The sequence below is a fragment of the Hymenobacter siberiensis genome, assembly GCF_018967865.2.
In the GTDB taxonomy this organism is placed as follows: Bacteria; Bacteroidota; Bacteroidia; order Cytophagales; family Hymenobacteraceae; genus Hymenobacter; species Hymenobacter siberiensis.
The window spans coordinates 2,162,253-2,173,976 of record NZ_JAHLZY020000001.1 but is presented as its reverse complement, the minus strand read 5'-3'; the positions used below and the strand labels follow the sequence as shown (position 1 = coordinate 2,173,976).

At 60.5% G+C, this 11,724-nt stretch carries 11 protein-coding genes; all 11 read left to right on the top strand.

Annotated features, from left to right (window positions below; translation table 11 throughout):
• Nucleotides 1–53 precede the first annotated feature (53 nt).
• The 11 genes from KQ659_RS09695 to groES all read left to right on the top strand — a co-directional run bounded on the left by KQ659_RS09695 (nucleotide 54) and on the right by groES (nucleotide 11,709).
• Nucleotides 54–1,175 (top strand): Nif3-like dinuclear metal center hexameric protein, encoded by a 1,122-nt coding sequence (locus KQ659_RS09695; RefSeq protein ID WP_216688975.1) that lies wholly within the window; start codon nucleotides 54–56, stop codon nucleotides 1,173–1,175.
• On the top strand, nucleotides 1,165–1,926 hold the full coding sequence (locus KQ659_RS09690; RefSeq protein ID WP_168673163.1) for a zinc ribbon domain-containing protein: 762 nt from the start codon (nucleotides 1,165–1,167) through the stop codon (nucleotides 1,924–1,926). The genes KQ659_RS09695 and KQ659_RS09690 overlap by 11 nt, the downstream gene beginning before the upstream one ends.
• Before the next feature lie 82 nt (nucleotides 1,927–2,008).
• Nucleotides 2,009–3,595: a DUF3808 domain-containing protein gene (locus KQ659_RS09685; RefSeq protein ID WP_216688976.1), complete on the top strand. Its 1,587-nt coding sequence runs from the start codon at nucleotides 2,009–2,011 to the stop codon at nucleotides 3,593–3,595.
• A 52-nt stretch (nucleotides 3,596–3,647) separates the two neighbouring features.
• On the top strand, nucleotides 3,648–4,925 hold the full coding sequence (locus tag KQ659_RS09680) for an anthranilate synthase component I family protein (RefSeq protein WP_226929916.1): 1,278 nt from the start codon (nucleotides 3,648–3,650) through the stop codon (nucleotides 4,923–4,925).
• Nucleotides 4,926–5,079: 154 nt separating this feature from the next.
• Nucleotides 5,080–6,519 carry a tRNA (N6-isopentenyl adenosine(37)-C2)-methylthiotransferase MiaB gene (gene miaB / locus KQ659_RS09675; protein ID WP_216688977.1) on the top strand — a complete coding sequence of 480 codons (1,440 nt, stop codon included), beginning with the start codon at nucleotides 5,080–5,082 and terminating at the stop codon, nucleotides 6,517–6,519.
• A gap of 12 nt (nucleotides 6,520–6,531) precedes the next feature.
• Nucleotides 6,532–6,906 (top strand): hypothetical protein, encoded by a 375-nt coding sequence (locus KQ659_RS09670; protein WP_216688978.1) that lies wholly within the window; start codon nucleotides 6,532–6,534, stop codon nucleotides 6,904–6,906.
• A 33-nt stretch (nucleotides 6,907–6,939) separates the two neighbouring features.
• Entirely contained in the window at nucleotides 6,940–8,235 is a 1,296-nt protein-coding gene (locus tag KQ659_RS09665; protein WP_216688979.1) for a sigma-54 interaction domain-containing protein, read from the top strand.
• Nucleotides 8,236–8,257: 22 nt separating this feature from the next.
• The gene (locus KQ659_RS09660) at nucleotides 8,258–8,752 is read left to right on the top strand and encodes an LptE family protein (RefSeq protein ID WP_226915576.1); all 495 of its coding nucleotides are present in this window, start codon (nucleotides 8,258–8,260) and stop codon (nucleotides 8,750–8,752) included.
• A 218-nt stretch (nucleotides 8,753–8,970) separates the two neighbouring features.
• On the top strand, nucleotides 8,971–10,707 hold the full coding sequence (locus tag KQ659_RS09655) for a hypothetical protein (protein ID WP_216688980.1): 1,737 nt from the start codon (nucleotides 8,971–8,973) through the stop codon (nucleotides 10,705–10,707).
• 27 nt (nucleotides 10,708–10,734) lie between these two features.
• Nucleotides 10,735–11,160, top strand: a complete 426-nt coding sequence (secG, locus tag KQ659_RS09650) for a preprotein translocase subunit SecG (RefSeq protein ID WP_216688981.1) — start codon at nucleotides 10,735–10,737, stop codon at nucleotides 11,158–11,160.
• A 258-nt stretch (nucleotides 11,161–11,418) separates the two neighbouring features.
• Nucleotides 11,419–11,709, top strand: a complete 291-nt coding sequence (gene groES / locus KQ659_RS09645) for a co-chaperone GroES (RefSeq protein WP_216688982.1) — start codon at nucleotides 11,419–11,421, stop codon at nucleotides 11,707–11,709.
• Nucleotides 11,710–11,724 lie beyond the last annotated feature (15 nt).

Sequence of the window (11,724 nt, the reverse complement as noted above, 5' to 3'; positions counted from 1 at the left end):
CGCTGCCTACCCTGCTCATAACTCAACATTCAAAACTCAACCCTTCCCCCAAAGTGCCCACCGTTCAAGACCTTGCCCGCCTGCTGGAAGCCGCCGCGCCCCTCGCCTACCAGGAAAGCTACGACAACGCCGGCCTGCAATGCGGCGACCCGCAGGCCGAAATAGCCGGCGTACTGATAACGCTGGACTGCACCCCGGCCATCGTAGCCGAGGCCGTACGGCGCGGCTGCAACGTGGTGGTGGCCCACCATCCGGTTATTTTCCGGCCCCTCAAGCGCCTCACCGGGGCCAATGAAGTGGAGCAAACCATCATCGCGGCCCTCAAAAACGACGTGGCCATCTACGCCGCCCACACCAACCTCGACAACGTGCGCGGCGGCGTCAATGACAAGCTCGCCGAAAAACTTGGCCTGCTAAAAACCCGCGTGCTGGCTCCGCAAAGCGGCACCCTGGCCCGCCTCATCACCTACGTGCCCAACCGGCCCGAAGACCAGCAAACCGACTTAGCCGGCCGCGTGCTGGCCGCGCTCTACGCCGCCGGGGCCGGCCAGGTGGGCCAGTATTCCGACTGCAGCTTCCGCACCGAGGGCACCGGCACCTTCACGCCCGGCGCGGGTACTCAGCCCGCCATCGGTATCCAAAACCAGCCCGAAACCGTGGCCGAATTGCGCCTCGAAGTGCTGCTGCCGCTGCACCGGCAGGCGGCCGTGCTGCGGGCCTTGCGGGCCGCGCATCCTTATGAAGAAGTTGCCTATGAGCTGATTAAGCTCGAAAACACGCATCAGGAAATAGGTGCGGGCCTGGTGGGCGAGCTGCCTGAGGCGCTGGCCCCGGCCGCGTTCCGGCAACTACTGAAGCGGCAGCTGCTGGTGCCCGTGGTGCGCCACACGGCGTTTGATAAACTAATTAAAACGGTGGCCATCTGCGGCGGGGCGGGCGCGTTTCTCATTGGCGCGGCGCGGGCCGCGGGGGCCGATGCCTACGTGACCGGCGATGTGAAATACCACGAGTTTTTTGGGGCCGAGGGCCAGCTGATGCTCTGCGACGTGGGCCATTTTGAGAGCGAACAGTTCACCGGCGAAGTATTCCGGGATTTGCTAACGGCCGGATTTGAACGTACTTTTGCGGTCTTAATCGCTGAAACCCCTACGAACCCCGTTCAATATGACTGCTAAAAGTGCCGCCGTGGCTCCCGCCGACGTTCCCGTAGCCGCCAAGCTCGAAGCCATGCTCACCTTGCAGCACCTCGATTCGCAGCTCGACGAAATTCGGCGCGTGCGGGGCGATTTGCCCGAGGAAGTGAGCGACTTGGAAGACGAAATTGCTGGCTATGAGGTGCGTGTGAAGAAGTTCGACGAAGACATTCAGGGCCTGAACGACTTTATCAAGAGCCGCAAGCAAGCCAGCAAGGATGCCGAAACGCTCATCAAGAAGTACGACGAGCAGCAGCAGAACGTACGCAATAATCGCGAGTTCGAAGCCATTGCCAAGGAAATTGAGCTGCAGCGCCTGGAAATCCAGATTGCCGACAAGAAAATCAAGGAGTCGCAGTACCAGATTGACGTGAAAAACGCCGAAATCAGCGGTACGAAGTCGAAACTGGACGAGCGCCGCAAGGACCTCGACACCAAAAAGAGCGAGCTCGACACCATTATTTCGGAAAACGAAGAGGAAGAGCGCAACATCATGGCCCAGCGCGAGGAAGCTACCAAGCCGGTAGAAGAGCGCCTGTTGACGGCTTACACCCGCATTCGCGGCAACGTGCGCAACGGCCTGGCCGTGGTGCTGGTGCGCCGCGATGCCTGCGGTGGCTGCTTCAACACGGTGCCGCCCCAGCGCCAGGCCGATATCATCTCGCACAAGAAAATTATCGTGTGCGAGCACTGTGGCCGGATTCTGGCCGACGTGGAAGCTCGTGTTGCGTAGCTTTCGGTTGCTTTATGAATTGAAAAAAGGAACGGCAGTGCCGTTCCTTTTTTGTTGCCGGGTTTTGGGTCTTTGCGGTTTTATGGCTAGTCGATTGTTATCCGTTGCTGCGTTTTGCATCTGCGCCCGCCGGGTCGGGCTGGTGCTGGCGTTGGCGGGCGGCCCGCTGCTGGCCCCGGCGCGTTGCCTGAACCTCCCCGAAGCCGTCGAAATTCAGCACCTCCCTGATAACGTTGAACAGCTCGAAAATCAGAATCAAAAACCTGACGCCCTGAGCACCAACAGCCGCCGCGCCTACGCGGAAGTTATGAAGCTGCGCCTCGACGCGGGCCGCGCCCTGCTCCGGACTGAGCTGGCCAGTGCGCCCACCGCCCCCGCCCCCCTGCTGGTGGCCAACTGTGCCGATTTTGTGGAGCTGCTCATCACCCAGGATGCCAGCCGTTACGATGCGCTGACGGCCACGCAGACAGCCCGCCTCGACGCGCTGGATGATGCGCCGGCCAGCGCGTTGCGCGATTATGCCCGGGCCGAAATCACGCTACACCTGGGACTGAGCCAATTGCTATTCAAACACCTGGTGGTGGGGGGCTACCACCTGCGCAGCGGCTACCACCAGATGCAGGACGTGGTGAAGCAGTATCCCACCTTCCTGCCGGCACGCAAAACGCTGGGTGTTTGTGAGTTTGCAGTGGGCTCGCTGCCCGAGGGCTACCACTGGCTGCTGCGCCTGCTGGGCCTCACGGCCAACTCGGATACGGGCCTGCAACGCCTGGGCCAGGCCGCCGCTCAGCCAAATGATTTCCAACTCGAAAGCCAGATTTTTCTGGCCCTGATTCGGGAGAGCTACTATAAAAAGCCCGCTGAGGCCTTGCGCCTGGCCGAGCAGCTCACCACCCAACAGCATGATAATCTGTTATTTACCTACCTGCGCACCAGCGTGGAGAAGCGCCAGCACCACGGTGCGGCGGCCCTGGCCGCCTACCGCGCCCGGCCCACCGGCCCCGGCTACCTGCCCACGGCCTACCTGCACCACATGGCCGCCGACCTGTTGCTCTACCGGGGCGAATACGCCGCTTCGGAGCGCGAAAACCTGGCGTTTCTGCACGAGTTTCGGGGCCATCACTACCGCAAGGATGCGGCCTTTAAGCTCTACCTGGCCATGTGGCTGAGTGGGCAACCGGTGGCAGCCGCCAAGTATCGTGCGCTCATCAACCAAGCCGGCCCGGCCGATGTGGAGGAGGACGTGTACGCCCAGCATTACTACCAGGAGGCCACAGCCCTCAACCCCATCCTCACCAAAGCCCGGCTGCAATCCGACGGCGGCTACGACCGGGAGGCGCTCAGTACGCTGTGGGCCTTCCACACCAATCAGACCACGCTTTGGCGCGACCGCATTGAGGCCCCCTACCGCCGGGCCCGCGCCTATCAGGGTCTGGGCCGGCTCGATTCGGCTTGGTTCTATTTCGAACAAACCCAGACCGAGGCGGGCCCCAAAGCCCCTTATTACTACGCCCCCCAGGCCGCTCTGCAACAGGGCTACATGGCCCAAAGCGTGGGTAACAAGCCCACGGCGCGCCTTTATTTTCAGCGGGCGCTGCGTTACCCCTGGCACGAATACAAAAACAGCACCGATGCCAAAGCCAAATTGGCCCTGCGGGAGTTGAAGTAGCCCGGCCCGACCTTTACCGTCGAAAAATGCCGCATCAACCGTCTCTCTAGCTGTGCCTGCAACCTCTCCCGTGACCGTTCCGCTACATGCGCTGCCCGCCAATTTTCGGGTGCGGGCCCTGCGCTGGGGCGCGGCCTTTTCGCACTGCACCTACTTCGAGCCCAATGACCTGGAATATCCGCACGGCGCATTTGAGCGCCTGCTGGCGGTGGCCGCTGCGGGGAACAGAAGCCCTGATTCGCTGGCTGATTTATCCGGGCTGCTGGCGACGGAAACGCCGCGCTTTGGGTTCCTGACCTACGATTTAAAAAACGACATCGAAGCCCTGCAAAGCGCGAACTTCGCGGGGTTTACCTGGCCACGCCTGCATTTTTTCACGCCGGAAACCTGGCTGGTATGGCGGGCCGATACGCTAGAGATTCACGGGCAAACGGATGGGATTTTAGAACAGATTCTGGCACAGCCCGTGCCGCCCGCTGCGGTGCCAGCCGTTCCCGTGCTGCGCCCGCGCCTGCCCAAGGCCGATTACCTGCGGGCCGTGGAAGCCATTCGGGAAGATATTCTCAACGGCGAAGTGTACGAGCTGAACCTCTGCCAGGAGTTCTACGCCGAGAACGTGACGCTGAGCCCCGTGGAGGTTTTCTGGCAGCTCATGCAGGCCTCGCCCGCGCCGTTTGCGGGCTTCGTGCGCTGGCACGAGCATTTCCTGCTCTGCGCCTCGCCCGAGCGGTTTCTATCGCACCACGATGGGCGGTTGGTTTCCCAGCCCATCAAGGGCACCATCCGGCGCGGGGCCACGCCGGCGGCCGATGAGCAGCAGCGCCAGACCCTGCTGCACGACGAAAAGGAGCGGGCCGAAAACCTGATGATTGTGGACCTCGTGCGCAACGACCTCGCCCGCGTGGCCCGTACCGGCACCGTGCGCGTGCCCGAGCTCTTCGGCCTCTACCCCTTCCGCCACCTCTGGCAGATGATTTCGACCGTCACCGCCGACCTGCGCCCCGGCATCAGCCTGGCCGAAATCCTCCGCGCCACTTTCCCAATGGGCTCGATGACGGGTGCGCCGAAAATCAGGGCCATGCAGCTCATCGAGCACTACGAAAGCAGTCGGCGCGGCCTCTACAGCGGCAGCATCGGCTACGTGGGAGCCGATGGAAGTTTCGATTTCAACGTTGTTATCCGCTCGCTGCAATACCGGCAGGATACCGGCTACCTCAGTTTCCAGGTCGGTTCCGCCATCACCTACGACTCCGACCCGGAGCGCGAGTATGAAGAGTGTCTGCTAAAAGCCAGGGCTTTACTAGAAGTACTGGGAACGAGTATTGCCTAGGGGCGGGGCTCGTCCCCGCCCGTCGTTAAACGAATCGAATGGGTGTCGTTCAACGACGGGCGGGGACGAGCCCCGCCCCTACGTTATTCTGCCATTCTGTCATTTTAACCCCAATTAACGTATCTTTGCCCTCCCGCCGAAAAGCGTTTTGAATATGGCCCAACCCCTGCTAACCCTTGATTTTTTAGATAAAACCGCCCCCACCGCCGAGGCTACCCCCAGCGGCGAGGTACGGGTAACGGCCGCCACCCGCACCGGCCGCCAGCGCAAGCTCTACATCGAAAGCTACGGCTGCCAGATGAACTTCTCGGACTCCGAAATCGTGTCGAGCATCCTGTTCGACGAAGGCTTCGACACCACCGACGACCTTGCCAACGCCGACCTCGTGCTGCTCAATACCTGCTCCATCCGCGAGAAGGCCGAGCAGACCGTGCGAATGCGCCTCAAGCAGATAAACGCCCACAAAAAGCGCAAGCCCGGCATGCTGGTGGGCGTGCTCGGCTGCATGGCCGAGCGCCTGAAAAGCAAGTTTCTGGAAGAAGACAAAATTGTGGACCTCGTAGTCGGCCCCGATGCCTACCGCGACCTACCCGCCCTCATCAGCCAGGTCGATGGCGGGCAACGGGGCGTGAACGTGCTGCTGAGCCGCGAGGAAACCTACGCCGACATCACGCCCGTGCGCCTGAACTCCAACGGCGTGTCGGCCTTCATCAGCATCATGCGCGGCTGCGACAACATGTGCTCGTTCTGCGTGGTGCCCTTCACCCGGGGCCGCGAGCGTAGCCGCGATGCCCACAGCATCATTCAGGAAGCCACCGATTTGGTGGCGGCCGGCTATAAGGAAGTGACCCTGCTGGGCCAGAACGTGGACTCCTACAAGTGGGCTTCGGCCGACGGCACCGAGCACGTCAATTTCGCCCAGCTGCTGGAGCGCGTAGCCCTCATCAGCCCCGAGCTGCGGGTGCGCTTTTCCACCTCGCACCCCAAGGACATCACCGACGAGGTGCTGCACACCATGGCACGCTACGAGAACATCTGCAAGTACATTCACCTGCCGGCCCAGAGCGGCAACTCCCGCGTGCTGGCCCTGATGAACCGCACCTACGACCGCCCCTGGTACGAGGCGCGGGTGAACCGCATCCGCGAAATTCTGGGCGACGACTGCGCCATCTCGACGGATATGATTGCCGGCTTCTGCTCCGAAACCGAGGAGGAGCACGAGGACACCAAGAGCCTGATGCACTTCGTGCAGTATGACATGGCCTACCAATTCTTCTATTCGGAGCGCCCAGGCACACTGGCCGCCCGCAAGCTGGAGGACGATATTCCGCTCGAAACCAAGAAGCGCCGCTTGCAGGAGTTAATTGATATTCAGCAGGTTTACAGTGCCAAGCGCAATGCCCGCTCTGTGGGCCAGGTACATAGAGTCTTGGTTGAGAACTTCTCAAAGCGTTCCAAAGACGACCTGAGCGGCCGCAACAGCCAGAACCAGGTTGTCATTTTTCCGAAAGGCGATTTCAAGAAAGGTGATTACGTGAATGTGCTCGTGCATTCTTCTTCAGCCAGCACTTTATTAGGCGAAGCGGTTTCGTAATCCGTTTTCCGAATGGCTCGAAATAAATACCGCGAGTTAGCACCTGAGTACAAACGGAGGAAGAAGATTCAGCTGCTTAAGGTGGTGGGAAGCTTTTTGCTTCTGTTATCTGTCATTGCTGCTTTTCCAGTTGGGCTTGTTTTCTACTCCTCACTGCGCAGCTATTATTTACGAACCGAAGGCCTAATGACGAAAGGAGTTGTGATTGACGACAAAAACTATTTGGGAAATCGTAATATTCGGGGCAGGTTCACTTATTCCTATGAGTTTGTTGTCGAGTGCAAAAAATATACTGGCAACAGTCTTGACTCAAAATATAAGGTTGGTGATGTAGTCAAAATAAAATATGCGCCTACCTATCCTCGCTTTAACGAAATAGTTAAGTGAATTAAATCCTCGACCTAGTAGACATCCATCGCCTTGACCACACAAGAAATCCAATCCATCAAGCTCCGGTTCGGCATCATCGGCAATGCGCCGACGCTGAACTACGCCATTCAGGTGGCCGCGCAGGTCGCGCCGACTGACATGACGGTGCTCATTACCGGCGAAAGCGGGTCGGGCAAGGAGTCGTTTTCCAAGATTATCCATGCCCTTTCGCCGCGCAAGCATGGGCAGTTTATTGCCATCAACTGCGGCGCGATTCCGGAGGGCACGATTGACTCCGAGCTGTTTGGCCACGAAAAAGGGTCCTTCACCGGCGCCAATGAGGCCCGCAAGGGCTACTTCGAGGTAACCAACGGCGGCACCATTTTCCTGGACGAAATCGGCGAGATGCCGCTCGGCACCCAGGCCCGCCTGCTGCGCGTGCTGGAGAATGGCGAGTTTATTCGGGTAGGTTCCAGCAAGGTGCAGAAAACCGACGTGCGCGTGGTGGCTGCCACCAACGTGAATCTGCTCGACCGTGTGCAGGCCGGCACCTTTCGCGAAGACCTGTACTACCGCCTCAACACGGTGCCGATTACGGTGCCGCCGCTGCGCGAGCGCGGCGACGATATCTACCTGCTGTTCCGCAAGTTTGCTTCGGATGCGGCCGAGCGCTACCGCACCCGGCCCATCACACTGCTACCCGATGCCGTGCCGGTGCTCACGCGCTTCCGCTTCCCCGGCAACATTCGCCAGCTCAAGAACATCGCCGAGCAGATGTCGGTGCTCGAAACCGAGCGCGACATTGATGCCCACCGCCTGGCTCCCTACCTGCCGCAGGAGCAGACCAGCCGACTGCCCATGCTGTTGGGCTCCAGCGCGCCCGATGGGGCGGCCGGCTATTCGGAGCGGGACCTGCTCTACAAAATCCTGTTCGACATGCGCCGCGACATGACGGACCTCAAGAAAATGGTGCTGGAGCTAGCCACCGGTCAGCGCCCCCACGAGGCCCAGGAGTTGCTGCGCCAGAACAGCCACCTCTTCAGCAATAACAATACGGCACCTTCCGGCGCGTTTGACAACCGAGAAGCCGCCGAGTATTTTCTGCCCACCGCCCCTAACCCGTATAAAAACGAGCCGACGACGAGCTACGACGACGAAACTCCGGTGGAGGATATTTCGCACGAAACCGAGGAGGAAACGCTCTCGCTCGACATTAAGGAACGCGAGATGATTCTCAAGGCGTTGAAGAAGCACAACAACAAGCGCAAATACGCCGCCCACGACCTGGGCATCTCGGAACGCACGCTGTACCGCAAACTCAAGCAATATGACCTGGAGCAAGTGTAAAGCCGCTTTTTATTCGGCAGTAGTGCTTTGCGGGCTGCTGGGCCTGAGCGGCTGCGGCGTGTACTCGTTCAACGGCACCAACATCGACCCGGCGGTGCGTACCATTTCCATTGCCACTATTCAGAATAACTCGCCCTCGGGGCCGGCCTTTCTGACGCAACGCTTCACCGAGGATTTGAAGGACTATTTCCAGCGCAACACCAACCTGAAACTCGTGCCCCGCGACGGCGACCTGCAATTCGACGGCAACATTGTGGCCTACGACTTTGCCCCGGCCTCCATTCAGCAGGTCAACGGCGTATCGCAGGCCGGCTCGAACCGGCTCACCATTCAGGTCAAAATGCGCTTCACCAACACCAAGGACGACAAGCAGAGCTTCGAGCAGGTGTTCCAGAATTTCGACGACTACGCAGCCAACCGCAATATTTCGACCATCAACAACGACCCTACCGCCGTGCGCACCACCACGGATAAAATCATTACCGACATTTTCAATAAGTCGGTAGCTAACTGGTAGTCGGCGAAGAAATTGGGTGCTGAAGTAGTGAGGCGGGGGAGAAATTACGTGCTTAATTTTCCGGGAAATATTAATTAGCAGCACCGTAGCAGCCGGGGTATCTGCGTAAATTAGCGTAATGTTGCACCCCCATTTAGTGGGTCCGAATACGCTGATTAACGGTTTTATCCCGAACACCAGTCGTTATTTTTTCACCGCTTTCACTGCCTGTTTCATCCGTGACCCGCGCTACGCTCCTGCACGTTCTCGACCGCCCCACTTCCCTGGGTCCGGCCGAAGTGCGCGAGCTTGAGCAGCTGGCTCAGGCATTTCCCTACTGCCAGACGGCCCACCTGCTGCTGGCCAAAGCCGCCCACGACCAGGGCACCATGCTGGCCAGCCAGCGCCTGCGCCGTGCCGCCACCTACGCCGCCGACCGCAGCCTGCTGCGCCGCCTCATCGAGCTGGTAGAGCCGGAGCCCCTCCCCGCCGTTATTACGGCGCCCGAAGCTGCGGCCGCTATTGAAGCCCCGGCCCCGGCCCCGGCCCCGGCCGCCGAAGCCGCGCCGGTTATCCTCCCGCAGCCGGTAGCATCAGCCGCCGCCGAAATTGCCGCGCCACCGCTGCCAGCAGTGGTAATTAAAGCAATTGAGGTAATACCCGAACCAGTAGCAGCACCCGCGCCACCGCCAGCACCCGCGCCACCGCCAGCACCCGCGCCACCGCCAGCACCCGTGGCAATTGAAGTGACGCCCGAACCGGTAGCAGCACCCGCACCACCACTGGCAGCCGTTATCCCGGAGGTAATACCCGAACCGGTTGCGACAGCTGCGGAAGCGCAGCCAGCAGTTACAGTTCCAGCCGCTGTCGATGCTGAATACTCGTTAATACTCGCTGCTCCGCTGCCCGCCGCTCCTGCCATTCCGGTAGCTCCGGCAGCTATCATTGAAGTCCTCCCCGCCGTAGTTCCATTTATTGAGCCGGAACCGGTGCCAGTGCCAGTGGTTCCGGAAGTGCCGGTGGTGGCGTTGCCAGCAATACCCGAAAGCCCTTCGCTAGTGGCTAAGCCGGAAGCAGTAATACCGTTGATGGAGGTGATTCCGGTGGAGCCAGCCTTGGTGGATTTACCTCTATTGGTCGACCTGGAAGAAGCTACCATCATGGTAACCACCTTGGCCGAAACAGTAGAAACGCCCGCCGCGCTGCCCACCGAAGCACTCAAATTAGCTGAAGCAGCCGACGAGCTGCCGGCCCAGGCCCCCGCCATTCGGCCACCGGTAGAGGTGGGCGAAGCCCGGTTTGAGTTTGGTTTGGCCGATGCGTCACCGGTCATCGTGCCAACCTATCAGCTACCGGGCCTGGTTGACGAATGGGCTGCCTCGGCCGTTACCCGCAGCCTGGTTAGCCCCGCGGCATCGCCCTTGGCGGCACCAGTTCCGACCGCGCCGGTGTTCACCCCGGCCGCCTTCACCGGCGATGCCATGGTGGGCTATGCTTTCGGGGAAAGCAGCCGCCTGGGACTGTCCATGCAGCTACTCGACTTGCTGATTTCCAAGGCCGAAGCCGCCGAAACCTCCACCGCTGTGGAAGCGGCCGCCCAGCCGCCGGCCGTGCCGCTTCCGCCCACCGGTACCTTCTTCGAGCCCGACCCGCTGCTGCTCGACCACTGGGCCACGCACTGCCCGGTACCGCCCGAGCTGCCCAATAAGGCTGACCTCATCAACAACTTCCTCAAGCGCCAGCCGCGCCTCACGCGGCCCGGCATGCTACCGCCCGCGCCCGGCGGCCAGCCCGACCTGAGCGTGCGCAGCACCCGCGCCGAACCCGACCTGGTTTCCGAAAATCTGGCCCGCATCTTCGTGCGGCAGGGCAAAACGGCCCGGGCCATTGAGATTTATGAAAAGCTCATGGTGAAGCAGCCGGAAAAAATTGCGTACTTTGCAGCCCAGATTCAATCATTGCAACCTTCAGCGTAATTTGCTTTTTCAGCTTTTTTACCCCTCATGTACACTGCTCTAATCATCCTCATTCTCCTGGTGTGTTTCCTGCTGGCCCTCGTGGTACTGGCCCAAAACCCCAAAGGGGGTGGAATTTCCAGCCAGTTTAGCGCCGGCGGCGCGGCCAGCATGATGGGCGTGAAACGCACCGGCGACCTGCTCGAAAAACTCACCTGGGGCTTCGCCATTGGTCTGGTAGTGCTGTCGCTCGGCTCACATATGCTTACCTCCACCGGCGGTGGCACGGTGCGCAGCGTGAACCAGCAGCGCGCCCTCGAAACCAAGCTGCCGGCTCCTACGGCTCCTACGGCTCCTACGGCCCCCGCTGCCCCCGACGCTACCGCGCCGGCTACTACCCCCGACGCAACTGCACCGGCTACTGCTCCCGCTGGCACTACCACGCCAGCGCCGGCCAACACGCCTGCTCCGTAGTCGCGGCTCCCGTTCTGAACCTGCAAAAGCCGGTGCTTCTCTAGCGAGAGGCACCGGCTTTTTTGTTGCGCGCAACACTGGGCCGATGCGGTCGTATTGCACGGCGGAACCAGCCATTGGCACCGGCGCATCCGCCACTTCTGCCACATTTCGTTGATAAAATCTGCCCATTTTGTCAGGTTTGTGGCGCTGGCACGGGAAATGAGACAATACCAGACACCTAGTATTTCAACTTAATTCAACCCAAATACACCCAAAATGGCACTTAGCATGAAACCGCTGGCCGACCGCGTAATTGTTCGCGCCGCCGCCGCCGAGGAGAAAACCAAATCCGGCATCATCATCCCCGATACGGCCAAGGAGAAGCCCCAGCGTGGCGAAGTAGTGGCCGTGGGCGAAGGCAAAACCGCTGACAGCGGCACCATCATCAAGCCCCAGGTGAATGTGGGCGACCAGGTGCTGTACGGTAAGTACGCCGGCACCGAAATCACCGTTGACGGTGAGGACCTGCTCATCATGCGCGAGTCGGACATTTTCGCTGTGCTTTAGGCCCGCCGAAAATTT

Coding starts and splice junctions, on each gene's coding strand:
- KQ659_RS09690 (WP_168673163.1), top strand. CDS start 1,165: ATGACTGCTAAAAGTGCCGCCGTGGCTCCCGCCGACGTTCCCGTAGCC.
- KQ659_RS09685 (WP_216688976.1), top strand. CDS start 2,009: ATGGCTAGTCGATTGTTATCCGTTGCTGCGTTTTGCATCTGCGCCCGC.
- miaB (WP_216688977.1), top strand. CDS start 5,080: ATGGCCCAACCCCTGCTAACCCTTGATTTTTTAGATAAAACCGCCCCC.
- KQ659_RS09670 (WP_216688978.1), top strand. CDS start 6,532: ATGGCTCGAAATAAATACCGCGAGTTAGCACCTGAGTACAAACGGAGG.
- secG (WP_216688981.1), top strand. CDS start 10,735: ATGTACACTGCTCTAATCATCCTCATTCTCCTGGTGTGTTTCCTGCTG.
- groES (WP_216688982.1), top strand. CDS start 11,419: ATGGCACTTAGCATGAAACCGCTGGCCGACCGCGTAATTGTTCGCGCC.